Below are 23,900 nucleotides of genomic sequence, written 5' to 3'. Positions count from 1 at the left end.
TATCAAGCTAATTTTATTATTTTATCTTCTCTATTATATTTTTTAAAGAAAATACAATAGCTTGCAGCCTAACTTGCGCCCTATCACCATTAAATACTTGTTCAAACGTCCAGTGTTTACCGTTAATTTGCAGTCCAAACCACACGAGCCCTACCGGTTTGCCCTCAGTAGCACCACCTGGACCTGCAATTCCTGAAATAGCAATGCCAATATCAGCATTTGCAGCCTTACAGGCGCCTGCAGCCATCTCAATGACTGTTTGTTCGCTTACTGCGCCAAATTGCTCGAGGGTAGCATGCTTCACATTGAGTAATTCTTGCTTGGCGTTATTGCTATAAGTAACAAATGCACGGTCAATATATGCTGAACTTCCGGGGGTATCGGTAAGCGAATAACTCACTCCACCACCAGTACATGATTCGTACGTAAATAAACGTTAAGCTCTTTAACAACATGAATAGGCAAACGAATAGTACGGGTTTGATTCATTATTGCCCGTTCAATGGTTTGGCGTATCCACCATGTGGCATAAGTAGAAAATCGAAAACCCCGTTCAGGATCAAACTTTTCAACAGCTCGGATCAGCCCTAGATTACCTTCTTCAATTAAATCAAGTAGAGCAAGCCCACGATTGTTGTACCTACGCGCAATTTTCACAACTAAGCGTAAGTTACTTTCGATCATGCGTTTTCGGGAGGCTTCACAGCCTTTAAGCGATTTTCGTGCAAAAAACACTTCTTCTTCTGCACTTAATAGAGGGGAAAAACCAATCTCGCCTAAGTATAATTGGGTGGCGTCGAGGTTTTTAGTGACTTCTTCTTTTACAAATACATCTTCATCTTCCACGTCATCAAGTAACTTCGTTGTCTCCTCTATTTTAGAGTCGTCAAACTTATCATCAGTGGGGGTTTTCTCAGCTTTTGCTACATCAGCCATAAGACTTCTCCTGAGCAAGCTATCAATAACTTTATGATTAAGGTCTGTAGTCGTTTTATTAGCTTTTGCTGTATTAGCCATGAGCCTTCTCCAGAACAGTCAATCAACACCTTCAGTTCAGGGTAGGTACTTAGCAGGGTTAACAGCTTTTCCTCGATAACGAATTTCAAAACGAAGTGCCGTTACTGAAGACTCTGAATTACCAATTTCTGCTATTTTTTGTCCCGCCTTCACTATTTGCTTTTCTTTCACAAGTAACGTTGAGTTATGTGCATAAGCACTTAGGTAATCATCATTATGTTTCAATATAATTAAATTACCGTAACCTCTAAGTGCACTACCCGCGTAAACTACTGTTCCTTTTGCAGCGGCGAGTACGGCAGTACCCTTTCTATTAGCAATCTGTAGGCCTTTATAACCATTTTCCTTGTTAGAAAAGCGTTTTGTTATTTTACCTTTAGCAGGCCAAAACCAACTCAACTTTTTAGTTGAAGAACCTTGAGACTGACTAATTTTTTGGTTAGCTTGTTTTTGAACATACCTACGTTTTTTCGGCTTATCAAGCTCTTTCTTTAATTTTCTGTTACTTTTTTGTAAATGAGATGACTTTTTAACAGCTTTCTTTTTATACTTTTTTTGTGTAACCCTTGACCTACTTGGTTCTAAAAGGGATACAACCTGACCAGGAACAATAGTGTAAGGTGATGGAATTGAATTATTTTTTGCAAGTTCTCTGAAATCTTTTCCAGCACTAAAAGCAATCGAATAAAGTGTATCGCCTTTTTGTACCGTGTACTTACCACCGTTAATATTAATCCGTGAAGGATAGTCATTAATATTATTATTTAAACTACTTACAGGAGCGGGAACATGGCGAGACGAGCATGCACAAAGCAAAACACTAATAAATAAAGCAACATAACAGCGTATTTGTTTATTCAATGTGTTTTGCCCTCTGTTTTAATATCATTATATTATGGCGATTATCGCAACAATAGGTACGCAACAGCGATTAAAGCAACCACTGCCCAGCCAAGTACTTCAATATATTGGCGTAATTTTTGTTCCATTTTAACTCCGCCCCATTTCATTAAAGCAGATACTAAAAAGAAACGCGCGCCACGCCCAATACCTGAGGCAATAATAAAAGGTAAAAACGCCATTTGTAATACACCAGCGCCAATGGTAAACACTTTATAAGGAATAGGCGAAAACCCCGCTATAAATACCACCCAAACACCGTAATCTTTGAACCATGCAAGCGCCGTATTAAATTTATCTTGCCATTGCATTTGCGCAATAAAGGGCTCTACAACCGGTTCAAACAACCAAAATCCAAGTAAGTAACCCAGCACGCCGCCAAGCACAGAGGCAACCGTAGCAAAGCTTGCAAATCGCCATGCCTTACTTGGTTGCGCTAGCGACATCGGCGCTAACATTACATCGGGCGGGACCGGAAAAAAAACCGATTCGGCAAAGCTCATTCCTGCTAAATAACGTTCTGCGTGGCGGTGTTTAGCCCACACTAGCGCCATATCGTATAACTTGGTAAACAACTTCAAAATGAATTCCTATTCAATATCACCAGGGACTAAAGGTACAAATCTTACTGGCGCAATTACATGCTCTGTAAAGCTATCGCCTTGGCGAATAACCATGGTTAAATTTTGTTCTGCCTCACCAATAGGGGCCAGTAATACGCCTCCATCTGCAAGTTGTGCGAGTAACTCGGGGGGAATGGTGGTTGCCGCAGCGGTCACGATAATGCCATCAAATGGCGCTTGTGACTGCCAGCCTTGCCAACCATCGCCATGTTTCATGGTGACATTGTACAAATCGAGCTGGTGTAATCGGCGTTTAGCTTGCCATTGCAAAGCTTTAATACGCTCTACCGAATATACCTTATCAAAGGTTTTAGCTAAAACCGCAGTTTGATAGCCCGACCCGGTGCCTATTTCTAACACCTTATGTTGCACACCGGCTAATCGCATTAGCTCGGTCATGCGCGCAACAATATAGGGCTGAGAAATAGTTTGCCCTTGTCCTATAGGTAGCGCGGTATTTTGATACGCCTTGTGTTTGAGTACATCATCAATAAAAATATGCCGAGGAATTTGCGCTATTGCTTTTAAAACCTCTTTATCTTCTACGCCATCTCGCTGTAATAAGTCTGAAAGCGCTTGTGCACTACGAGTATAATTAGCCAGCACGGTTAATCTCCAACTCGGCTAACCACTCTCCCACGGCTTTAATACTGTCTTTGGCAGTCATATCAACGCTTAACGGGGTCACTGATGCATAGCCATTATTAACCGCATAAAAGTCAGTGCCTTCACCTGCGTCGCTTTCAAGCCCTAGCGATCCATACCAAAAAATATCGCGTCCCCATGGATCGGTTTGCTTGGTCATGGTTTCTGCTTTGTGACGAGCCCCTAAACGAGTTACCTGAACACCTTTGAGCTCAGAGAGCGGAATATCGGGAACATTAATATTAATGATCTGATCTTTCGGCAGCGGATGTGAGGCAAGTCCTTTAATAATATTTACAGTAACGGCTGCCGCTGTTTCAAAATGCTCACCATGATGAGAGCACAAAGATACCGCAATCGCTGGTAAGCCCAAATGACGACCTTCAGTCGCCGCAGCAACTGTACCAGAGTAAAGTGTATCGTCGCCTAAATTACCGCCATGATTGATACCGGCAACTACCAAATCGGGTTTTTCATCCACTAATTGATTAACACCTAAGTGCACACAATCAGTGGGTGTACCGTTTACCGACATAAATCCGTTGTCGAGCGTTGTGGCACGCAGCGGATTCATTAGCGTTAGTGAATTACTAGCACCACTACAATTTCTATCTGGAGCAACCAGCGTTACCTCAGCAATTTGTGTTAATGCTTGATATAAAACAGCAATACCTTTGGCATTAACACCATCATCATTACTTAATAGAATCTTCATCTGCGGTATCCTTTTCTTTTCGCTCGCGTGGGCTGGCGTCAGTATAATTAACCAGTTCGCGCAGTAAAGCCGTTGCAAAACAGCCTTTGGGTAAACCAAAGCTGAGTTTTAATGTGCGTTCATCAAGTGTTTCTATGCTTAGCTCTTGGGGTATTAAACGCAGCATTCTACGCTCGTTTTTAAGCCCTAAATCCCCTAAGCCATCACACCATGCTTGATACGGTGCCAACCATGTTTTTTCTTGTTCGGTTAAGCCTTTTTCACTTTTGCCCACCATGGGCGCCGACATCATAATATCGCCAGAGGCAAGCCGTGCAATATTTTCATCACTTATCGCATCTTCAAAAAATGCATTACTGCCACTGAGCATAAATACTTCGCGGTGCATGGTTTTAGCAAGGCCATGCTCAGCCACGCGTAAACTAACAATTTGATTAAACACATGTGAACGCGCGGCAGAAATAATAATGCCTCGCAGCTTTTTATCGCGAATACGCTCACCGGCAAACATCTTTTCGGCCATCACTAGGTTGTGTCCATCACGACCAAAGCGCTGTTCACCAAAATAGTTAGGCACACCTGCGCGTACTGCGTTTATACGGCACAGAATATCAAGCGGCTCGGTTACATTGCGCAAGGTAATAGTAAATCTATTTCCTTTATGGCAACCGGTGCGCAATTTTCGCTCATGGCGCTGCTGCGATACCACAAACACGCTTTCACTGTTCAGCTCTGTAAAATCAATATGCTTTTTAATCGGTACTTTCACGCTAAACCACTGCGAGCATACTCCATGGCGGTCTTTCATACCGGCATAGCTTACATCACGTGGCGATACACCCGCTTTTTGTGCAATCAGCTTGGCAACATATTGGGTGTTTTCACCCTTTTTAACCACTTGCAAACACACGTGTTCACCACTGCCGGTAAACTCTATACCGAGATCCTCATCAACCATAAAGTCTTCTGCGGTGGTTTTAAAGTCGGCTTTGGAAAGCGGCGCGCCATATAAATAATTTAATTCGCTCATGCGTTTTGTTTGCTCATAATGACCACGGCATGGCTTGAAATGCCTTCTTTACGCCCCTCAAAACCGAGTTTTTCGGTAGTGGTAGCTTTTACATTTACCTGTGAAAGCTCGGCATTTAAATCACTGGCAAGGTTGCCACGCATCGCTTGAATGTGCGGCAGCATTTTTGGTGCTTGTGCCACAATAGTGACATCCGCATTGCCCAATACATAACCTTGTTGCTTGGCTAGGTTCACTACATGGCGAAGTAAAATACGGCTATCGATATTTTCATATTCACTGGCCGTATCCGGAAAATGCTTACCAATATCGCCCAGCGCTAATGATCCTAAAATAGCGTCACATAAGGCATGAATAGCTACATCACCATCTGAGTGTGCTAAAAAGCCTTGTGGATAATCAATTTTTTCGCCGCAGATAGTTAAAGGCCCTTGGCCTCCAAATTTATGCACGTCAAAACCATGGCCTATTCGTATCATTTTGCACTCTCATTATTTTGTTTTTGCAGTAAAAAGCCTGCTAAATCTAAATCTTCTGGGGTGGTGATTTTAATATTATCACTACGCCCTGCTACCAGCTTTACCGGCTTATTTGCCCACTCCATTGCACTGGCTTCATCAGTAATAGTAACGCCGCTGTTAAGCGCATTTTGCAATGCCGTTTTAAGCTCGTCGTATTTAAACAGTTGCGGGGTAAGCGCTTGCCATAAATCATCACGAGGCACTGTTTGCTGTGCATGGCTTTGCCCCCGTTTTATAGTGTCTTTTACTTTGCTGGCTAAAATGCCGCCTTCATCAGCCTGCATACACTGTGCTATCAAGCGCTCTATATCAGCAATATCCACTAAAGGTCTTGCTGCGTCGTGCACCAAAACCCAAGCAGGTGGGTTGGCAGCTAAAAACAATAAACTGTTTAACACTGAATCTGCGCGCTCTTTACCGCCAATAGCACGCACAATGCGAGGATCAGCTAGCGTAAGGTCGTCAAAGTAGGGGTCGGTTTCGCTCAGAGCCACCACTATAGAGTTTAACTGCGGTAACTGCGATAACTTAGCGAGCGTATGCTCTAAAATGGTTTTTCCTGCTAAGGAAATATATTGCTTTGGTGTTGTGTGTTGCATTCGACTGCCAACACCTGCGGCAGGAACAATAGCAGCAATAGTTTGTTTATTTGTCATGGTGTTGAGCCGGTAAAACACGAATAAAGGTTTCGTCCGGTTTAATCATTCCTAATTCGTTGCGGGCACGCTCTTCAATGCCTTCGTGGCCGAGCTTTAAATCTTCTATATCCGCTTTTAATACTTTATTACGCTTTATTAGTTTTTCGTTAGTTTGTTGATGCGATGCCACCGCATTTTTTAAACGGGTGTAGTCTTGCACCCCGTTATGACCAAACCAAAGGCGATACTGGATAAAAAGTGCTAAGCACAACAAGCCAAATTGAAAAAATCGCATTAAACACTCCTTATTTTAATTTTTAATTATCTACTTATGCTAGCGGCCGCTTAACATTGCGCCAATTAATATTGGCAGCTAGTAACATTTCCCGTAATGACAAAACCCGTGGCGTGCTACGCTTTGAAAACTGCCACTGGTGGCCACAACACGCCGCTGCAAGGCTCGTTTTACTAGGTTTAAGCAATTGCGCACTTTGTTGCTCAAGTCCTTGGCCTAAAAAATCAAACCAGCCAAGTTCATTACAATGCAGTTGCGTATCAGCTACTTGATCAATGCTATCTATTCTAACCCGAATTTGACCGTGACTTTGTAATAATACCGGAATTATTAGCCCTACTTTGGCATGCGCTTGATAAAAAAGTTCATTCGCTGCAGGATTAGCCTCTGGCGGTGTAGGTTTTTGTTTTTCAAGCCAGCCTCCATTTTGCGCATCAAGCGTAAAAGGCAATGGTGCATTAGCTACACGTGTTGCGGCACGTTCAATATAATAAGGCAGGCTTTTTAATTGCCTGCGTAAACGGTCACCATTAGGTTCAGCCACTAAGCGCTGAACTTCACGCTGATAAAAAGCATTGCATAATTGTGCGTAAAGCACTTTTTGTGCATCAGTTTGCCACATTTCAACTTGCTGGCTTGTGTTAAACTGCTTATTTTTAGCAACCAATCGCTGTACTCAAAAAAACATTTTAATACTGTTTTATAACACAGTAATGCACAGTTTTTAAGCACTTGTAGTAATTTAAGCGCTTGGCTTTTCACCTAATTTTGCGATACCTGATTCTAAAAATTGCACCATAGTACTTCGCTTTTTACCTATTAATAAGCTGCCATCAGCCAAAAACATAAAGTTTTGCCAATTACGTTTAAACACATCAAATGTCGTTTCGATAATATTGTCGCGTGCCATGCAAAAATACACTGTGGTATTAGCCTGCCAATCTAAGTGGTTCAAAATAGCATCTGGAAATTGGGGTTCTTCGCTTTCCCACGCATCTTCCCAATTAATTTCTTGGCTAAAGTTTTGCTCTTGCGCGCACCAATCGGTTTTATCAAAAAAGTCTGGATGATCATGTTCGCGACTCACCATGGTTGTCCACAGTACGGCGGCACGCTCGCTGGTCATGGGTTTAATATTGGCTGCATCAATATCTGAAACCGGAATATCTTTGTGGCGAAATACCCAGGCTTTTTTGTAATCATCAAGAGAAATATAATTCATAGTATTGCTGTATTCTTTGGCATAATAAAAAGCGAAGGCAAATTATACAAGATAACAGACTATGACTACAGCACTAAAACTGGGTTTATATCAACACTACAAAGGCCCACAATATAAAGTTATGCATGTGGCGACTCACAGCGAAACCAACGAGCAATTGGTTATTTACCAAGCCTTATACGGTGAATACGGCATATGGGCACGCCCACTAAGTATGTTTACTGAAACCGTAGAAAAAGACGGTAAAACTATCGCCCGTTTTGCCTACCTTGGTGAAGCCGATTAACTATGGCATTATAACGCATAATAATTACTGCTCAGACCAGATAAAGGATAACCCGTGCAATTTAATTCTACTGATAATTACATCGCAAGCTCAGCATTAAAACAGGCAGTAAACGCCGCTATTATGCTGCAAAAACCGCTTTTAATTAAAGGCGAGCCTGGCACAGGTAAAACCATGCTGGCTGAAGAGTTAGCGAAAAGTTTAGATACTGAGCTTATTCAGTGGCATATAAAATCAACCACTAAAGCGCAGCAAGGTTTGTACGAGTACGATGCGGTATCGCGTTTGCGCGACAGCCAGCTAGGTGATGAGCGCGTTCACAATATTAGCAACTACATAGTTAAAGGTAAGCTGTGGCAAGCCTTCATGTACGCTGAATTAAACGGCAAACGCCCAGTACTGCTTATTGATGAAATAGACAAAGCCGATATTGAGTTTCCAAACGATTTACTGCTCGAACTCGATAAAATGGAATTTCATGTATACGAAACCGGTGAGCGCATTGTGGCTAAAGAGCGCCCTATTGTGATCATCACATCAAACAATGAAAAAGAGCTGCCTGATGCGTTTTTACGTCGCTGTTTTTTCCATTATATTGATTTTCCAAATAGCGACGAAATGCAGCAAATTATTGATGTGCACTACCCGCATGTTAAACAAGATTTAGTTCGCCAAGCGCTAGAAGTATTTTTTAACTTACGCGAAGCCAACGGCCTTAAAAAGAAGCCATCAACCAGCGAATTGCTGGATTGGTTAAAACTATTAATGGCTGAAGACATAGACGCAAAAACCCTGCACGACAAAGCGCAAAAAGGCGGTTTAATGCCGATGTTTGGCGCGCTGCTTAAAAACGAGCAAGACATAAGCCTAATCGAAAAACTTGCGTTTATGAGCCGTCGCTAACATGTTGGTACAGTTTTTCTTCAAATTACGAGAATACCGCTTACCCGTGAGCCTGAGAGAGCTACTCGATTTAATTAACGCTTTAAAACAAGGCGTTATATTTGCTGATGTAGACGGGTTTTATCATTTAGCGCGCACTATTATGGTAAAAGACGAAACCCATTTTGACCGGTTCGATAAAGCCTTTAGCGATTACTTTAGCGGTATTGCCGACTTAGACCTACTCGAGAGCTTAAAACAGCAACACAACTTACCTGAAGATTGGTTGCGTAAAGAGTTTGAAAAGCACCTAAGCGATGAAGAAAAAGCCCAACTAAAAGCCATGGGTGGGCTCGACGAGCTAATGAAAACCCTAAAAGAGCGTTTAGAAGAACAGCAAAAACGCCATGCTGGCGGCAATAAGTGGGTAGGTACAGGCGGCACCTCGCCTTTTGGGGCATACGGCTATAACCCTGAGGGTGTACGTATTGGTCAAGACGGCAACCGCAATCGCCAAGCAGTAAAAGTGTGGGATAAGCGCGAATACCGTAACCTCGATTCTGACCGCGAAATTGGTTCACGTACCATAAAGCTGGCACTTAAAAAACTACGCAAATTTGCTCGTACTGGCGCAAGCGACACCCTTGATTTAAACGAGACTATTCGCGCGACCGCCAAGCAAGGCGGCATGCTCGATGTAAAAATGGCCCCCGAGCGCCATAACGCGGTAAAAGTATTGATGCTGTTTGATATTGGCGGTTCAATGGATGACTACATTCATACCTGTGAAGAGTTATTTAGCGCCGCCCACAGCGAGTTTAAACATTTAGAGTTTTACTACTTTCATAACTGTTTATACGAACACGTTTGGCAAGATAACCAACGCCGCCACTCAAACGTTATTGACACCATGACACTCATCAACAAGTTTACCAGCGACTACAAAGTAATATTTGTTGGCGATGCCACTATGGGCCCGTATGAAATTGCCTATCCTGGCGGCTCAGTAGAGCATTGGAATGAAGAACCCGGCAGTGCATGGTTAAACCGAATCACCAATCACTTTGATAAAGTCGCGTGGCTCAACCCACAACCGGTTGAACACTGGCCGTACTATCAATCAATTGATTTTATAAAGCAGCTAATGAACAACCGCATGTACCCGCTGAGCTTGGATGGGATAAGTAGCGCTATAAAAGAGCTGAGTTAAAATGAGTAATAGGAATACATTAAAATTAGTTTTGTTTGCATCACTTATTATAAATATGGTTTTTATTTCTATCTTTATAAGTGACTCTAAAAAAAATGAAAGCATTTATTTATTAGCAAGTAATGTTGAAGCTAAATGTTTGAATGATTGGAAATCACAAGACTCAAGAGTGCCTTTTATTACCTCTCATCAAATTCTAGGACCAGATCCTTTTGCTGAATATAACCTTTTAGAGCTGGGAGGTTATGATCAGTCAACATCTTTCACATACGAATTCTCAGCATGTTTTAAAGATAAATTTTCTACAGTAAGAACAATTGCAGAGATGAAATATGCTATTGATTTCATTGGTAAGCAATCAAAAAACGTTGGATTTTATAAATTACCAAATTCTGATGAAATTGTTGTTTACTCAAATGAGTAACAATTAGGCTAAATTGGCTAAACTCATAACTCGTTGAGTACGAACTATCGGGGTCAGGTCTTTTTTTTGCCACTAATTACATAAAGGAAAAATACAAGACCTGACCCTATTCATACACTTTTAAAATTTCATCGTCAGGATTTTGCCACTTTACTTGTGTACGTAAATTAGCAAACTCATCCAGTGCAGGGGCTTTAAATCCAACTTTATAAGCCATAATATCCCTTTCTCACTTTTAAAGCGCTTTACTCATAAACAAGCTATATGGATCTAGCTCATAATTCCCAAACGGTTCACACTCTTTAAAACAAAATTGGGCGTAGAGCTTTTGTGCGGGCAAAAATGCCTCTGCTGTTCCAGTTTCTAAACTTAGCTTTTTGTAACCTCGCAGTGTTGCCTGCTCAATAATATGCGTAAGTAGCTTAGCCGCTATGCCTTGGCGAAAATAGTTACTTGATGTACGCATTGATTTAATTTCGCCATGAGTTGTATTAAGCGCTTTTAATGCACCTACACCCGCTAAATTATTATCAATCCATAAGCTATAAAATGTTATGTTGGGGTGAGTGAGTTTACTCACATCAAGTGCATGTACGCTCTCAACAGGTGAGTGCTTTAGCATATCGTTATGATGCGTTTTTAATAGTTTTATGACGTGTGGGTTTGAAAGCTCGCCTGTTCTTATTTCCATTTACAACTCATTTTTCCGTGTATTAATATTTAATATAAAGCGCTAATAACTTTATATTTAACTCATCATTGCTAGAAGCTAAAACGCTACCGACTGATTTCGAGTGTTCTAAGTCCCCTATTCGCATCTCAAACCTTTGATTATCAAAACTATCAATAAAAATATGTACTTCTTTATCCTCATCATAAAATGATGCGAAGTTGTCTGTAATAAGCATATTAAATATCATAGTTTCTTCCTTGTAGATTAAACATAAAATAATGATTCCCTAGGACAATTTAAAGTTACAAGGCTTATAACGAAGGATTGCTATAAATTTTAAAATATTGATAAAAAATATTCTTTCTCGAAACTCCTTTAAGTGAAGAAATAAGAGGAAATAAGAACTCCTTACTATCTAGTATTTCTATTTTCCATTTAGTATCGCCAATAAAATGAAAAGTTAACGTGTTCGAGTTTTGAATATTATAATTTCGAAAAGATCCCGTTGAATACATGCTACCAATCGTAGCTGAATCAATAATATCAAGGCGCTCATTCAAGAGATGGATGTGAAGCATATCCTCGTAAGGAATGTCATCCGTCATAAAGACAAGGTATTTACAACCCGCTTTAATACAAAGCTCCAAATAAGTACCATCAACAACTTTATCTGTTTGCGTATTATTTAAAAAGATAAAGCTCTGTTCTGGAGACTTAGGGATTGTCTTAAATACTTGGCTTTCAAGTATGATCATCTTTTTCACCTAGCTATTACTTTTGACAGGCCAATTCTCGCCCACCGTAGGCTATCGTGGTCCACACTAGCAGGTATCTATGCAGAGAGCGTTTGGTTTGTACCTTTCACCCCGAACCTCGAACCTCGAACCTCGAACCTCGAATATAAAATCACATCAACTTCCACACCACAAACGCTACAGCAAAACCAACCAAGTACACCAAGCCTAACCAGGTTAAGCCACGCAAAAGTAGACTGTGTTTAATCGCAGGCTCTGAGCGCACTAGGCTGAAGTTAAGCCATGCAAAAACCGGTGTGGTAACAAACGCAAGTGTCATGGCAAAGGTAAGCATGGGGCCAAGAGCTGATTTAAAAAATAAGATCACCGCCATACCGGCCAATGCTTGTAATATAAGCCACGTATTTAAGCTGTGTTTTGATTGCTTAAAACCCAGTAGTTTATGCGATTCGTTAAGTGTGCGGGCGTAACCGTCAAGCACGGTGAGTGTGGTGCCAAACATACACAAAAACGCGATGGCAGATACCAAAGGCCTTGCCCACTCGCCAATAGTAAGTGCATACATATCAATCAGCTGTTTAGCAAAGGCTACACCGCCAAGCTCTATATTACTGCTTTGCCCATATTGCACTAACGCACCTAAACTAAAAAATACCAGCGCAAGCCCAGCGGTTAACCAATAACCTACATTAAAGTCGAATAAGCCTTGGCTTTTAGTCACACTTTGCTGAGCTTGTTTTTCTTTAAGCCACAACGAGCTCAGAGCCGAAATTTCAATAGGCGCTGGCATCCAGCCCATTAAGGCAACCATAAAGCCTAACATGGCAAGTTCATATGGTGAGGGACCAATATAGTTTACAGGAGCTACAGGGCCGTTATTTATAGCAATAACTAATGCGGTTATGGTTGCTATAGTAAGTAGCCCCATAATAGCTTTTGCAACGTTATCGAGCGCTTTAAAGTGCCCTAGTAATAATATAATTAAACACACAGCCAATATTAACCAGCACAATAAGGTAACAGGAATACTAATAGGTAATGCGTAGTGTAATAAGCTCGCAGTAAGCAACAATACGCCCGCGGTATTTACCACAGCGGCAATAATATTGAGGGCAATAAAACTGTAAAAATAGCCAGGCCCTTGATTTTTATACCCTTCGACTAAACTATTTTTAGTAGCGAGTGTGTACTCCATACCAAAACGAAAAAACGGGTACTTTAAAACGTTAACCACCACAATAAGCCAAAATAGCTGCCAGCCAAATAATGCGCCAGCTTGGGTCGATGCAACTAAGTGTGAGCCACCAATGGCAGCGGTTGCCATTAAAATACCTGGGCCGAGTGCCCCTAACCGAGACTTCCATGTGTTTTGTGTGTACTGCATTAACTTCTCAAATTTGGTGTTTTATGTGCTTTTATTATTAATTTTTATCATTAATAAACTGTGTGAGTGCATAACTTACCTAATTTACAGGCAATAAAAAAGAGCCCTTAGGCTCTTTTTAAAAATAACACATTGTTAGTTATTAATTTAAATCCATCTCTTGGATGATTTCGTGTGCTATTTCAGGTGTGGTACTTACAGGCTTTTCATGTAAGTTCGCTTTTATTTGCCCTTTACGATGCTTTAGTGCGGCATCGAGTTTTTTAGCTGCGCTTGAAATGGCTGGGTACATAACCTCGTTTTCCCCTTTAACTGATATTCGCGCACCTTCATAATTTGTACTAATTTCTGCTTGGAACTTGTGATGCTCTTTTGAAAGAATAATGTCGAGCGCTATCAATGATGGAAAATGACTCTCAATTTTAGAAAACTTTTCGTTAATGTGTTCTTTAATAGAATCAGTAACGTCAACATGGTGACCAGAAAGATTAATTTTCATAGGGTATCCTTTTTTATGTTACCTCACAGTTAGTATTGGGGGCTAAACGAATTAACACAAGAGAAAATAGCTAAATTTAGCAATTATTTATTACCCCACCTGATTTAGATCATTCATTTAGCATTAAGTATGCAAAAAGCCGCGTGATAGCGGCCTTTCAGAGGTGCTGATAATTTAACCATTCATGTAATTAATCTGTGTATGAACAGCAATAATCAGCAAAATCACTTACTTTTACATGGAAGCTGACATTAGCATCAACATTAAATGACTCACCCGCATTAAATGTTTTCCACTCGCTTTCACCTGGTAATAACACATCCCACTGCCCTGCTAACAACTCCATACACTCTTTTTGGTTAGTATTAAACTCAAATTCACCTGGTTGCATAAAACCCAAGGTTTTCGCTTCACCATTTCCTAAAAGCACAGTTCGGCTTGATACTTTGCCATCAAAATATACATTGGCTTTTTTAACCACACTAACGTTATCGAACTTTGGCATGTTAACTCCTGTTATTAATTTATAATTTTGTTACCTCCACAGTGCCTGATACACAAAAACCTTGCAAGTTAAGTGCTGTGAAAATTACTCATTTAGAAGCCAAAAGATTAAAAATGAACGACTTTATAGAGAGATATGCTTCGAGCAACGGGCTGCGAGTTTCGAACAGATCTTTTAGTAATTTATGCATAAAGAGGGCGATGAGACGCTGCGCTTTAGAGAGGTAATAAAAGTACAACTCATAAAAAAGCCCGCCCTGCTATACACAGGACGGGCTTTTAAATGTTAAAGCAGTCGCTTAAAACAATGCGTTTGCTTTATTAACGATGTTTTCTACGGTAAAGCCGAAGAATTCAAACAGCTCGTTAGCTGGTGCCGACTCACCAAAGGTGGTCATACCGACTACGGCGCCATTTAGACCTACGTACTTGTACCAGTAATCAGCAATACCCGCTTCAATCGCTACGCGACGTGAAACGCTTGCTGGTAATACGCTTTCTTTGTACTCAGGCGATTGATCTTCAAACGCATCAGTACACGGCATAGATACAACACGTACCTTTTTACCCTGCGCACGTAGCTCTTTCGCAGAGTCTTGCGCTAGTTGTACTTCAGAGCCGGTAGCAATAAGAATAAGTTCTGGGTTGCCGTCACAACTTAGGATGTAACCACCCTTTTTAACGTCGCTTAATTGCTGTGCATCACGTGCTTGTTGCTCTAAGCCTTGGCGAGTAAAGATTAATGATGTAGGACCGTCTTTACGTTCAATAGCTTGTTGCCATGCAATTGCCGACTCAACTTGGTCACATGGGCGCCAGTTGTAAAGGTTAGGCGTTAAACGCATGCTGGCAATTTGCTCTACTGGTTGGTGAGTTGGACCATCTTCACCTAAACCAATTGAATCGTGCGTGTATACAAAAATGCTTGGTTGCTTCATTAATGCAGCCATACGAACCGCGTTGCGTGCGTATTCCATAAACATTAAGAACGTTGCACCGTAAGGGATAAAGCCTTTATGAAGTGCAATACCATTCATAATTGCCGACATACCAAACTCACGCACACCGTAGTAAACGTAGTTACCACTTGCATCGTCTGCCGTTAAGCCTTTAGAGCCATCCCAAATTGTTAAGTTTGAACCTGCTAAATCGGCAGAGCCACCCATAAACTCAGGTAGTAACGGACCAAATGCGTTTAATGCATTTTGCGATGCTTTACGTGATGCTGGGTTTGCTGGGTTTGCTTGTAACTGCTCAATATACGCTTGTGACTTTTCAGCCCAATCAGCAGGTAAATCTGAATTTGTACGGCGTTTGTATTCAGCAGCGAGCTCTGGGAATGCTTGCTCGTATGCGGCAAATTTCTCATCCCAGCTTGCTTCAAGCTGTTGGCCTTTTTCTTTGTTATCCCACTGTGCATAAATGTCAGCAGGGATTTCAAATGCATCACCCGTCCAACCTAGGAACTCGCGAGATGCTTTAATTTCGTCATCACCTAGTGGTGCGCCATGACAGTCGTGGCTACCTGATTTATTAGGTGAGCCATAACCAATCACTGTTTTACAACAAATTAGCGTTGGTTTGTCGGTCACGCTTTTTGCTTCGCTAATTGCAGCACTTACAGCATCGCTATCGTGGCCATCAACGTCGCTAATTACATGCCAGCCGTATGCTTTAAAACGTGCTGGTGTGTCATCGCTAAACCAGCCTTCAACTTCACCGTCGATTGAAATGCCGTTGTCATCCCAAAATGCCACTAACTTGCCTAGGCCTAATGTGCCAGCAAGCGAACAGGCTTCATGAGAAATACCTTCCATTAAACAACCATCACCCATAAATGCGTAAGTGTGGTGATCAACAATGTCATGGCCTTCACGGTTAAATTGAGCGGCTAATGCTTTTTCAGCAATTGCCATACCTACGGCATTTGTGATCCCTTGACCTAATGGACCCGTAGTGGTTTCAATTCCTGGCGCATATCCATATTCTGGGTGGCCTGGTGTTTTAGAGTGCATTTGGCGGAAGTTTTTAATTTCGTCCAGTGGTAAATCATAACCACTTAAATGCAATAGAGAATAAATTAGCATTGAACCGTGACCATTTGAGAGTATAAATCGATCTCGGTCAGCCCACTCTGGATTTGTTGGGTTATGTTTTAGATAATCGCGCCATAATACTTCTGCGATATCAGCCATGCCCATAGGGGCTCCAGGGTGACCAGATTTGGCCTTTTGTACTGCGTCCATTGACAAGACGCGAATAGCATTTGCAAGTTCTTTGCGAGATGGCATGAATTCTCCTACCTTTATATGTATTTGCGCGGGTATTTATATACCTCCATTCTTACTTATTGTAGGGGCTGTGTGCAATTAAAAACCCATAAAAATAGGACATTATGAATATTTTTTAAGAACCATTTACTATTATATATTTTATTTAGACGTCTAGGCGTAAAAAAACTATGCAAGTTCGCTTGTTTTAGATAAAATACGCGCCTTAATTTTTTAGCGCTAATACCGACGTTTGTGAAGCGCAATATTTGTGAGCATAATTACAATGGCAAAACATTTATTTACTTCTGAATCTGTTTCTGAAGGTCATCCGGATAAAATCGCCGATCAAATTTCTGATGCGGTACTTGATGCTATCCTAGAGCAAGACTCTCATGCCCGTGTAGCGTGTGAAACTTACGTTAAAACCGGTATGGTTATGGTTGGTGGTGAAATCACTACTAGCGCATGGGTTGATATCGAAGAAATTACACGTAAAACAGTACGTGAAATTGGTTACACACATTCAGACATGGGCTTTGATGCCGATTCGTGTGCAATTTTAAACACTATTGGTAAACAGTCTCCTGACATTAACCAAGGTGTTGACCGTACAAGCCCTGAAGAGCAAGGCGCTGGCGACCAAGGCCTAATGTTTGGTTACGCATGTAACGAAACTGAAGTATTAATGCCTGCTCCAATTACTTATTCTCACCGTTTAGTACAACGCCAAGCACAAGTACGTAAAAGCGGCGAGCTTAACTGGTTGCGTCCAGATGCAAAATCACAGGTTACGTTTGCATACGAAAATGGCAAGCCAGTAGGCATTGATGCCGTTGTACTTTCTACTCAGCACAGCGAAGATGTATCGCAAAGTGATTTAGTAGAAGCGGTAATGGAAACGATTATTAAGCCAGTACTTCCTGCTGAGCTGATTACTAGTGCCACTAAATTCTTTATTAACCCAACTGGTCGTTTTGTAATTGGTGGACCAATGGGTGACTGTGGTTTAACTGGTCGTAAAATCATTGTAGATACTTACGGTGGCATGGCTCGTCACGGTGGTGGTGCTTTCTCTGGTAAAGATCCATCAAAAGTTGACCGCTCAGCGGCTTATGCTGCACGTTATGTTGCTAAAAACATTGTTGCTGCTGGCCTTGCTGACAAGTGTGAACTTCAGGTGTCTTATGCTATTGGTGTTGCAGAGCCAACATCTATCAGTGTTGAAACATTTGGCACAGGTAAATTAGAAGAAGCGCGTTTAATCGAACTTATTCGTGAACACTTTGACTTACGCCCTTACGGCCTAATTCAAATGCTTGATCTTGAGCGCCCTATTTATCTACCAACAGCGGCTTACGGCCACTTTGGCCGTGATGAATTCCCATGGGAACGCACAGATAAAGCAGACGCACTTCGCGCAGCAGCTGGCCTGTAAGCCACCTAGCTAATATTAAAACGGCCCTTTTTAGGGCCGTTTTGCTATGTGTATTAAGTTAGTCATAAAACAGTCTCGAACTGTTTAACATTTTAGGTATATACTCTGCTTATACAATAAAGCGTGTTAGGGATAAAAAATGGCCGACAATTTTCGTGTTATATTTGTAGGACTTGCAGAAGGCGCAGACAGCCAAGCAGTGACCAATGCACTGACAGAAAAACTAAAAACCTCACCTGAAAAGGTGGCGGCATTTTTTAATGGCAAGCCGCTGTTTGCTCCTAGCAACAAAGAGAAAGCCCTTAAGCAAGCTAAGTTACTTTCAACGCTGGGGATCAAAAGCAAACTTCAGCAAACAGCCCCTACACAAGCTACTTCTCAAAAAGCGCACGACAGCCAGCGAGATCAGCGCTTATTTGACGCCCTAGATTACATTACCAGTAGCCTAATTCGCCTTGAAGAAAAACTAGAAGATATTGAGCAACGCCTCCCTGAAGTTGAATTATCATTACCTGATGAAAATAATGAAGTATGGGAAGATGACGATTTAATGCTTGATGAGCCTCTCTCTACTGAGCCCAAAAAACGCGGCAACCTTGTTTTATATTCGCTGATTTCTACAGCCGTAATATTGCTTATTGTACTTGCTTTGTACTTATTATTTCCTAATTTATTCTCTTTTTAATTACGGTTAAGTTATTTAATGAGTAATAATCGCGCACAAATAAGACACGATATTCGTAAAGCACGTAATAACCTATCAAAAAACCAGCAAGAATTAGCCGCCGAATCGCTTAAAGTGAATTTTATTCAACACTTAAAAAGCATAAATCCGGCCAAAAAAAGCCATATCGCGCTTTATTTAAGTAATGATGGAGAATTAGATACTTCATTGTTAATTAATGAATTATGGAACACTGACCAGGCTATTTACCTGCCCATAATCCATCCATTTAATGGGGCTAATTTACTATTTCAACGCTATGAAAAAAACTCACCCATGAGAGCAAATCGCTATGGTATCTTGGAGCCTAAGCTGAATTGCTCTCAAATATGCCCATTACCTGAGCTTGATTACGTTTTAATGCCATTAGTGGCATTTGATAAATTTGGTAATCGCCTTGGAATGGGAGGTGGGTTTTACGATAGAACATTGGCACGTTTATACGAACAACATTGGCAACAACCGCAACTTATTGGCCTCGCACATGCGTGCCAACAAGTCGATGAGTTACCGATTGAATCGTGGGATGTACCACTAAAAACGATCATAACACCCGATAAAACCTACTGTTGGTAACAACTAATCTTGTAAACTAACAGCTATTTTGACACCAATGAGCAGACAACAATGACACAAGATGAATTAAAAAAAGCAGCTGCGTGGGCTGCACTCGAGTTTGTAAAAGAAAACACCATAGTAGGTGTAGGTACAGGCTCAACCGTTAATCACTTTATTGATGCCCTAGGCACAGTTAAAGACACCATCGTTGGCGCAGTATCAAGTTCAGAAGCATCTACAGCGCGCTTAAAAGAGCTTGGCATAGAAGTGTTTGAGCTTAACGATGTAGCAGCACTTGATGTATACGTTGATGGCGCAGATGAAATTAACGCCTTAAATGAAATGATCAAAGGCGGCGGTGCGGCGCTTACCCGCGAAAAAATAGTGGCAGCAGTAGCAAAACAGTTTGTATGCATTGTTGATGATACAAAACTAGTCGATACCTTAGGAGACTTCCCACTGCCGGTTGAAGTTATTCCGATGGCGCGCAGCTATGTTGCCCGCGAATTATTAAAACTTGGCGGTGACCCTGTGTATCGCCACGGTGTTGTAACCGATAACGGCAACGTTATTTTAGACGTACATAATTTAAAAATTACCCATGCTAAACAGCTTGAAACACAAATAAATCAAATTGTTGGCGTAGTCACCAACGGCCTATTTGCAGAGCGTGGTGCTGATAAAGTAATTATCGGCACTAAAAATGGGCCACAAATTAAATAGGATATGGTTATGAGTAAGGTATCGTTAGCAAAAGACAAAATTAAAATTCTCTTGCTTGAAGGTGTTCACCAAAGCGCTGTTGAAACGCTAAAACGTAACGGTTATAGCAATATCGACTACGTTAAAACATCGTTGCCAGAGGACGAACTTATAGAGCGCATTAAAGATGTGCACTTTGTAGGGCTTCGTTCTCGTACTCATATTAACGAATCTGTATTAAACGCAGCTGAAAAGCTAGTTGCTGTAGGTTGTTTTTGTATTGGCACAAACCAAGTAGATTTAAACGCAGCGCGTGAGCGCGGTATTGCGGTATTTAATGCACCGTTTTCAAATACTCGCTCTGTGGCTGAGCTTGTACTTGGTGAAATATTGCTGTTATTACGTGGTATTCCACAGCGTAATGCCGCTGCCCATCGTGGCGGCTGGTTAAAAACAGCTAATGGCTCGTTTGAAGCTCGCGGCAAAACCTTAGGTATTATTGGTTACGGCCACATTGGTACTCAGCTGGGTATTATGGCTGAAAATATTGGTATGAACGTGGAGTATTACGACATTGAAGACAAACTATCTTTAGGTAATGCTACACAAGTACATAACTTAACGCAGCTGTTGCAACGCGCTGATATTATTAGTTTACATGTTCCAGAGACACCGCAAACTAAAAACTTGATTGGAACAGCAGAGCTTGCCGTGATGAAGCAAGGCGCTATTTTAATTAATGCTTCTCGCGGTACTGTGGTTGACATTGACGCCCTAGCTGAAGCACTAACAGAGAAGAAGCTTAGCGGTGCAGCCATTGATGTATTCCCAGTTGAGCCTAAATCAAACGATGAAGAGTTTATTTCGCCACTACGTGAATTCGACAACGTTATTTTAACGCCGCACATTGGGGGGTCGACTCAAGAAGCACAAGAGAATATTGGTATTGAAGTAGCAGGTAAACTCGCTAAGTACTCAGATAATGGCTCAACTATTACAGCAGTTAACTTCCCTGAAGTATCATTACCAGAACTTGCCAACCGTAGTCGCTTGTTACACGTGCACCACAACCGCCCTGGCGTGTTAACGCAAATTAACCAAGCGTTTGCTCAGCATGGTATTAATATTGCCGCACAGTACTTACAAACAGACGAAGCAATTGGTTACGTGGTTATTGACGTAGACACCGTTCAATCTGAAGTAGCACTAAAAGAACTCAGTGCTGTTGAAGGCACAATTAGAGCCCGTATTCTTCACTAAATAATCAGCTATCAGCTATCAGCTATCAGCTATCAGCTATCAGCTATCAGCTATCAGCTATCAGCTAAAATAATAAAAGCCGTACTTGAATAATCAAGTACGGCTTTTTACATTAAACTGGAAGCTGGCAACTTATTCTATTATTTGCCTTTTACTTCTAAATTTATAAATTTAACCAGCTCTTCGGGTTGCCCTGCTAACATCATTAGCTGCTGATTTACTTCCATCATGGTTTTACCTTCAGGCAGTTTAGCTGAGACACTAAGCGAATTTAGACCTTTAGCAAAGTCAGTTAATGCTTGCGCTATTTCTTCGGTTACCGGCGCTTGCTGTAACTGTTGAGCTAGCATCATTTGCATCTGCTCTAGTGTCATACCTTGTTTGGCTAATTCACTTTCTAGCAAACCACTTAACTCGCCTTGGTTATCGAGCATTACACTCATAGTACGTGGCTCTAACTTGCTCATTGCTTGCATAATAAGTGTTTGCTGTTGCAACTCTTGCTCATAAGTAAGCGGTGTATCACCTGCTGTTTGCTGAGCTTTGCTTATTTCTAGTGAAGCATCCATAAGCGCTTTAGAATTAGCAAGTCCCATATTCATATCAATGCTGGCAATATCGTTGGCGTGCAGTTTAACAACTATATCGCTGTTACCTGATTGCTCATCGTAATCTAATGATGAGTGTAAATCATAACTGGCCGAGGCTAGTTGTGCATTAGTATCTGCAGGCAGTGTAGCGACAAAGCTTTTATCAAATTGGAAGTTCTTCAGTGTAAAAGCAGTATGTGGCGATATTTTATCGGTTTCGTAACCTGTCACTTCCACATGCTCAACCGTGGCAATATTTTCACCCTCAGGGCTGGTCACTTCTATATTACTAATGGCAACACTATTTGAAATAACACTCGCCGATAGTTCTGCATAGTTAAAGCTGGCACCTGTTTGTTCGCTAACCAAAGCCAACTGCTTATCAACCTCAGCGCGTACCTCTTGGGTTGCTACATAGTTTGCATAGCTTACGCCACCCACACCTGCAGCAATAATCGCGGCTGCAATCACTAATTTTTTCATGTTATTTCCTTATTAAACTCTTTACATAAGTGGCTTTAAGCAAGACTAACATTGAGAGCATAAGTCGTTAAGCACTTTTTGTTTGCTAATTAATTAAACTAAGTAGCTCGTGCACGGTTTTAACCGGCGTTATTTTGGCACCCAGCCCTTCCATTGATTTATGGTAGTTACGAAATGGGATAAATATTTCAGTAAACCCATGTTGCGCCGCTTCTTTAACACGGGGCACACCACTGTCGATTGGGCGTACATCACCATTTAAACTTAACTCCCCCATAATACAGGTGGTTCGTGGAACAACGAATTCGTTTAAACTACTCAAAAGTGCAGTAACAAGCGCTAAGTCAATACAGGTTTCTGATTCATCAATTTTTAAACCACCGACAATATTAAAAAACGTATCGTGGAATATTTTAGTTTTGGTGTGCTTACGTAAAATACCGGTGAGCATTTTGATCCGGTTCATATTTAAACCAACACATACTCGCTGTGGAAACTCTGCTTCGGTTTCAGTGGTTAAACACTGAATTTCTAGCAGTAAATTACGATTTCCTTTACGGATACAGGTAATTGTCGACCCCGGTGATTCAGTGGTTGAGCCCGATAAGAAAATTTCACTGGGGTTATCCACACTGAGCATACCGCGTTCACACATTTTAAAAATGCCGACGGTGTCTATATCACCAAAGCGATTTTTATTAGCGCGCAGGGTGCGCACTTGACCATCGTTGGTATCAATATGTAACAGTGCATCAACTATGTGTACTAAGGTTTGCGGGCCGGCTATTTCATTATTCTTATTTACGTGAGCAATAATAAACATAGTCACGTCGTTTTGCTTACAATATTGAGTTAATGCTTGAGCTGCACTTTTTACCTGAGAAGGTGAACCTGGGCTGCCATTAGCGGTATCGGTGACAACAGCTTGAATAGAGTCGATAACGGCAAACTTAATTTTGTTTTTATCCAGCTCTTCAATAATGGTTTCAACACTGGTTTCTGACAGTAAATAGAGTTCATCTTCGTTGTAATTTAGTTTTAACCGATTAACCCTATTTTTAAACTGCGATAGAGACTCCTCCGCAGTACAGTAAAGTGATGGCATACGCTGAGACATTCTTGCCACCAAATCAGATAGTAGTGTTGTTTTACCCGCCCCCGGATCGCCAGAAATAATATTAACCGAGCCGGTGGTTACACCACCGCTTAGTACACGGTCAAGTTCGCCAATTTCAGTAAGCTGCTTTTCAGCCTCAGAGGTTGCTACATCATTAATTTTCTTAGAACCACCGCCAATGCCACCGGCATAACCACCTACACTTGCACGAGCAGCTACCTTTTTGTTTTGCCCTGCAGAGGGTTTAAACTCTGCTAAAGTGTTCCATGCGCCACAGCGACACTGGCCTTGCCAACGTTGATAGTTCATGCCACATTCTGTACAAACAAACTCTACTTTTGCCGCTTTAGCCATTTAAACCTTACCTACTATTCTTTATTTTGAAATACACAGTGTTAAGCGCTTATTTTGCCATTGCTGGCTCTACCTTAGCAACAACGTCTTGTGGATCAGCGCATTTAGTATCACCAAATACGCTATATTAATGTAGTTTCACTTAACCTACTTTAGGGCATGTTTCTTGCTTTAAAAAACT

At 41.3% G+C, this 23,900-nt stretch carries 28 protein-coding genes and 2 pseudogenes; 9 read left to right on the top strand and 21 right to left on the bottom strand.

Annotated features, from left to right (window positions below; genetic code table 11):
- Positions 1-16 precede the first annotated feature (16 nt).
- The 12 genes and pseudogenes from PUND_RS05610 to PUND_RS05555 all read right to left on the bottom strand — a co-directional run.
- A pseudogene (locus tag PUND_RS05610) lies at positions 17-427 on the bottom strand (CinA family protein); the annotation flags it as partial.
- Positions 421-936, bottom strand: a pseudogene (locus PUND_RS05605) (sigma-70 family RNA polymerase sigma factor); the annotation flags it as partial. The pseudogenes PUND_RS05610 and PUND_RS05605, both read right to left, overlap by 7 nt.
- Positions 937-1,053: 117 nt before the next feature.
- Positions 1,054-1,878, bottom strand: a complete 825-nt coding sequence (locus PUND_RS05600) for a peptidoglycan DD-metalloendopeptidase family protein (protein ID WP_010387756.1) — start codon at positions 1,876-1,878, stop codon at positions 1,054-1,056.
- Between the two features lie 41 nt (positions 1,879-1,919).
- On the bottom strand, positions 1,920-2,498 hold the full coding sequence (locus PUND_RS05595) for a YqaA family protein (RefSeq protein WP_010387753.1): 579 nt from the start codon (positions 2,496-2,498) through the stop codon (positions 1,920-1,922).
- Between the two features lie 9 nt (positions 2,499-2,507).
- A complete protein-coding gene (locus PUND_RS05590) occupies positions 2,508-3,146 on the bottom strand; it encodes a protein-L-isoaspartate(D-aspartate) O-methyltransferase (RefSeq protein ID WP_010387750.1) in 639 nt (212 codons plus the stop codon).
- A complete protein-coding gene (surE, locus tag PUND_RS05585) occupies positions 3,136-3,900 on the bottom strand; it encodes a 5'/3'-nucleotidase SurE (RefSeq protein ID WP_010387748.1) in 765 nt (254 codons plus the stop codon). Before surE ends, PUND_RS05590 begins: the two co-directional genes overlap by 11 nt.
- Positions 3,881-4,930 (bottom strand): tRNA pseudouridine(13) synthase TruD, encoded by a 1,050-nt coding sequence (gene truD, locus PUND_RS05580; protein WP_010387747.1) that lies wholly within the window; start codon positions 4,928-4,930, stop codon positions 3,881-3,883. The genes surE and truD overlap by 20 nt, the downstream gene beginning before the upstream one ends.
- On the bottom strand, positions 4,927-5,409 hold the full coding sequence (gene ispF, locus PUND_RS05575; protein ID WP_008464226.1) for a 2-C-methyl-D-erythritol 2,4-cyclodiphosphate synthase: 483 nt from the start codon (positions 5,407-5,409) through the stop codon (positions 4,927-4,929). Before ispF ends, truD begins: the two co-directional genes overlap by 4 nt.
- A complete protein-coding gene (gene ispD, locus PUND_RS05570; protein WP_008464229.1) occupies positions 5,406-6,107 on the bottom strand; it encodes a 2-C-methyl-D-erythritol 4-phosphate cytidylyltransferase in 702 nt (233 codons plus the stop codon). Before ispD ends, ispF begins: the two co-directional genes overlap by 4 nt.
- Positions 6,097-6,384: a cell division protein FtsB gene (ftsB, locus tag PUND_RS05565; RefSeq protein WP_008110330.1), complete on the bottom strand. Its 288-nt coding sequence runs from the start codon at positions 6,382-6,384 to the stop codon at positions 6,097-6,099. The genes ispD and ftsB overlap by 11 nt, the downstream gene beginning before the upstream one ends.
- Positions 6,385-6,418: 34 nt before the next feature.
- Positions 6,419-7,051 (bottom strand): hypothetical protein, encoded by a 633-nt coding sequence (locus PUND_RS05560; RefSeq protein WP_008464230.1) that lies wholly within the window; start codon positions 7,049-7,051, stop codon positions 6,419-6,421.
- 75 nt (positions 7,052-7,126) lie between these two features.
- The gene (locus PUND_RS05555) at positions 7,127-7,606 is read right to left on the bottom strand and encodes a DUF2947 domain-containing protein (RefSeq protein WP_008464232.1); all 480 of its coding nucleotides are present in this window, start codon (positions 7,604-7,606) and stop codon (positions 7,127-7,129) included.
- A gap of 61 nt (positions 7,607-7,667) precedes the next feature.
- On the opposite strand from PUND_RS05555, the gene PUND_RS05550 reads away from it, so the two are divergent.
- Genes PUND_RS05550 through PUND_RS05535 form a run of 4 tightly spaced genes read left to right on the top strand, consistent with a single transcriptional unit; the run spans position 7,668 to position 10,408 of the window.
- Positions 7,668-7,892 carry a DUF1653 domain-containing protein gene (locus PUND_RS05550; protein ID WP_008110327.1) on the top strand — a complete coding sequence of 75 codons (225 nt, stop codon included), beginning with the start codon at positions 7,668-7,670 and terminating at the stop codon, positions 7,890-7,892.
- Positions 7,893-7,946: 54 nt separating this feature from the next.
- Positions 7,947-8,795, top strand: coding sequence for an AAA family ATPase (locus PUND_RS05545; protein WP_008464234.1), 849 nt, complete (start codon positions 7,947-7,949; stop codon positions 8,793-8,795).
- Position 8,796: 1 nt separating this feature from the next.
- The gene (locus PUND_RS05540; RefSeq protein ID WP_010387737.1) at positions 8,797-9,984 is read left to right on the top strand and encodes a vWA domain-containing protein; all 1,188 of its coding nucleotides are present in this window, start codon (positions 8,797-8,799) and stop codon (positions 9,982-9,984) included.
- Between the two features lies 1 nt (position 9,985).
- Entirely contained in the window at positions 9,986-10,408 is a 423-nt protein-coding gene (locus PUND_RS05535; protein WP_010387736.1) for a hypothetical protein, read from the top strand.
- Positions 10,409-10,643: 235 nt separating this feature from the next.
- Here PUND_RS05535 and PUND_RS05525 read toward each other — a convergent pair whose 3' ends face one another.
- The 7 genes from PUND_RS05525 to tkt all read right to left on the bottom strand — a co-directional run bounded on the left by PUND_RS05525 (position 10,644) and on the right by tkt (position 16,514).
- Positions 10,644-11,099 carry a GNAT family N-acetyltransferase gene (locus PUND_RS05525; protein ID WP_010387735.1) on the bottom strand — a complete coding sequence of 152 codons (456 nt, stop codon included), beginning with the start codon at positions 11,097-11,099 and terminating at the stop codon, positions 10,644-10,646.
- 22 nt (positions 11,100-11,121) lie between these two features.
- A complete protein-coding gene (locus PUND_RS05520; protein ID WP_010387734.1) occupies positions 11,122-11,328 on the bottom strand; it encodes a hypothetical protein in 207 nt (68 codons plus the stop codon).
- Positions 11,329-11,392: 64 nt separating this feature from the next.
- Positions 11,393-11,836 carry a hypothetical protein gene (locus PUND_RS05515; RefSeq protein WP_010387733.1) on the bottom strand — a complete coding sequence of 148 codons (444 nt, stop codon included), beginning with the start codon at positions 11,834-11,836 and terminating at the stop codon, positions 11,393-11,395.
- Positions 11,837-11,987: 151 nt separating this feature from the next.
- A complete protein-coding gene (locus tag PUND_RS05510) occupies positions 11,988-13,220 on the bottom strand; it encodes an NRAMP family divalent metal transporter (protein ID WP_010387730.1) in 1,233 nt (410 codons plus the stop codon).
- A 142-nt stretch (positions 13,221-13,362) separates the two neighbouring features.
- Positions 13,363-13,719: a ribosome hibernation-promoting factor, HPF/YfiA family gene (hpf, locus tag PUND_RS05505; RefSeq protein WP_008110321.1), complete on the bottom strand. Its 357-nt coding sequence runs from the start codon at positions 13,717-13,719 to the stop codon at positions 13,363-13,365.
- A 190-nt stretch (positions 13,720-13,909) separates the two neighbouring features.
- Entirely contained in the window at positions 13,910-14,224 is a 315-nt protein-coding gene (ppnP, locus tag PUND_RS05500; protein ID WP_010387728.1) for a pyrimidine/purine nucleoside phosphorylase, read from the bottom strand.
- Positions 14,225-14,522: 298 nt separating this feature from the next.
- Positions 14,523-16,514 (bottom strand): transketolase, encoded by a 1,992-nt coding sequence (gene tkt, locus PUND_RS05495; RefSeq protein WP_010387727.1) that lies wholly within the window; start codon positions 16,512-16,514, stop codon positions 14,523-14,525.
- Between the two features lie 265 nt (positions 16,515-16,779).
- On the opposite strand from tkt, the gene metK reads away from it, so the two are divergent.
- The 5 genes from metK to serA all read left to right on the top strand — a co-directional run bounded on the left by metK (position 16,780) and on the right by serA (position 21,175).
- Entirely contained in the window at positions 16,780-17,931 is a 1,152-nt protein-coding gene (gene metK, locus PUND_RS05490; protein WP_010387726.1) for a methionine adenosyltransferase, read from the top strand.
- A gap of 139 nt (positions 17,932-18,070) precedes the next feature.
- Entirely contained in the window at positions 18,071-18,616 is a 546-nt protein-coding gene (locus PUND_RS05485) for a hypothetical protein (protein ID WP_010387725.1), read from the top strand.
- An 18-nt stretch (positions 18,617-18,634) separates the two neighbouring features.
- A complete protein-coding gene (locus PUND_RS05480) occupies positions 18,635-19,231 on the top strand; it encodes a 5-formyltetrahydrofolate cyclo-ligase (protein WP_010387724.1) in 597 nt (198 codons plus the stop codon).
- A 51-nt stretch (positions 19,232-19,282) separates the two neighbouring features.
- Positions 19,283-19,936, top strand: a complete 654-nt coding sequence (gene rpiA / locus PUND_RS05475) for a ribose-5-phosphate isomerase RpiA (protein WP_008110310.1) — start codon at positions 19,283-19,285, stop codon at positions 19,934-19,936.
- 9 nt (positions 19,937-19,945) lie between these two features.
- Positions 19,946-21,175 carry a phosphoglycerate dehydrogenase gene (gene serA, locus PUND_RS05470; protein ID WP_010387720.1) on the top strand — a complete coding sequence of 410 codons (1,230 nt, stop codon included), beginning with the start codon at positions 19,946-19,948 and terminating at the stop codon, positions 21,173-21,175.
- 140 nt (positions 21,176-21,315) lie between these two features.
- Here the strand turns inward: serA and PUND_RS05465 are convergent, their stop codons facing one another.
- Positions 21,316-22,248 (bottom strand): hypothetical protein, encoded by a 933-nt coding sequence (locus tag PUND_RS05465; protein ID WP_010387719.1) that lies wholly within the window; start codon positions 22,246-22,248, stop codon positions 21,316-21,318.
- An 85-nt stretch (positions 22,249-22,333) separates the two neighbouring features.
- On the bottom strand, positions 22,334-23,719 hold the full coding sequence (radA, locus tag PUND_RS05460) for a DNA repair protein RadA (protein ID WP_010387717.1): 1,386 nt from the start codon (positions 23,717-23,719) through the stop codon (positions 22,334-22,336).
- Positions 23,720-23,900 lie beyond the last annotated feature (181 nt).

This window comes from Pseudoalteromonas undina (genome assembly GCF_000238275.3).
Taxonomy (GTDB): domain Bacteria; phylum Pseudomonadota; class Gammaproteobacteria; order Enterobacterales; family Alteromonadaceae; genus Pseudoalteromonas; species Pseudoalteromonas undina.
Note: the sequence above shows the minus strand (reverse complement) of the source record. Positions and strands in the feature narration are given on the sequence as shown.

Coding starts and splice junctions, on each gene's coding strand:
- surE (WP_010387748.1), bottom strand. CDS start 3,900: ATGAAGATTCTATTAAGTAATGATGATGGTGTTAATGCCAAAGGTATT.
- truD (WP_010387747.1), bottom strand. CDS start 4,930: ATGAGCGAATTAAATTATTTATATGGCGCGCCGCTTTCCAAAGCCGAC.
- ispF (WP_008464226.1), bottom strand. CDS start 5,409: ATGATACGAATAGGCCATGGTTTTGACGTGCATAAATTTGGAGGCCAA.
- ispD (WP_008464229.1), bottom strand. CDS start 6,107: ATGACAAATAAACAAACTATTGCTGCTATTGTTCCTGCCGCAGGTGTT.
- ftsB (WP_008110330.1), bottom strand. CDS start 6,384: ATGCGATTTTTTCAATTTGGCTTGTTGTGCTTAGCACTTTTTATCCAG.
- PUND_RS05555 (WP_008464232.1), bottom strand. CDS start 7,606: ATGAATTATATTTCTCTTGATGATTACAAAAAAGCCTGGGTATTTCGC.
- PUND_RS05550 (WP_008110327.1), top strand. CDS start 7,668: ATGACTACAGCACTAAAACTGGGTTTATATCAACACTACAAAGGCCCA.
- PUND_RS05540 (WP_010387737.1), top strand. CDS start 8,797: ATGTTGGTACAGTTTTTCTTCAAATTACGAGAATACCGCTTACCCGTG.
- PUND_RS05535 (WP_010387736.1), top strand. CDS start 9,986: ATGAGTAATAGGAATACATTAAAATTAGTTTTGTTTGCATCACTTATT.
- PUND_RS05525 (WP_010387735.1), bottom strand. CDS start 11,099: ATGGAAATAAGAACAGGCGAGCTTTCAAACCCACACGTCATAAAACTA.
- PUND_RS05520 (WP_010387734.1), bottom strand. CDS start 11,328: ATGATATTTAATATGCTTATTACAGACAACTTCGCATCATTTTATGAT.
- PUND_RS05515 (WP_010387733.1), bottom strand. CDS start 11,836: ATGATCATACTTGAAAGCCAAGTATTTAAGACAATCCCTAAGTCTCCA.
- PUND_RS05510 (WP_010387730.1), bottom strand. CDS start 13,220: ATGCAGTACACACAAAACACATGGAAGTCTCGGTTAGGGGCACTCGGC.
- hpf (WP_008110321.1), bottom strand. CDS start 13,719: ATGAAAATTAATCTTTCTGGTCACCATGTTGACGTTACTGATTCTATT.
- ppnP (WP_010387728.1), bottom strand. CDS start 14,224: ATGCCAAAGTTCGATAACGTTAGTGTGGTTAAAAAAGCCAATGTATAT.
- tkt (WP_010387727.1), bottom strand. CDS start 16,514: ATGCCATCTCGCAAAGAACTTGCAAATGCTATTCGCGTCTTGTCAATG.
- metK (WP_010387726.1), top strand. CDS start 16,780: ATGGCAAAACATTTATTTACTTCTGAATCTGTTTCTGAAGGTCATCCG.
- PUND_RS05485 (WP_010387725.1), top strand. CDS start 18,071: ATGGCCGACAATTTTCGTGTTATATTTGTAGGACTTGCAGAAGGCGCA.
- PUND_RS05480 (WP_010387724.1), top strand. CDS start 18,635: ATGAGTAATAATCGCGCACAAATAAGACACGATATTCGTAAAGCACGT.
- rpiA (WP_008110310.1), top strand. CDS start 19,283: ATGACACAAGATGAATTAAAAAAAGCAGCTGCGTGGGCTGCACTCGAG.
- serA (WP_010387720.1), top strand. CDS start 19,946: ATGAGTAAGGTATCGTTAGCAAAAGACAAAATTAAAATTCTCTTGCTT.
- PUND_RS05465 (WP_010387719.1), bottom strand. CDS start 22,248: ATGAAAAAATTAGTGATTGCAGCCGCGATTATTGCTGCAGGTGTGGGT.
- radA (WP_010387717.1), bottom strand. CDS start 23,719: ATGGCTAAAGCGGCAAAAGTAGAGTTTGTTTGTACAGAATGTGGCATG.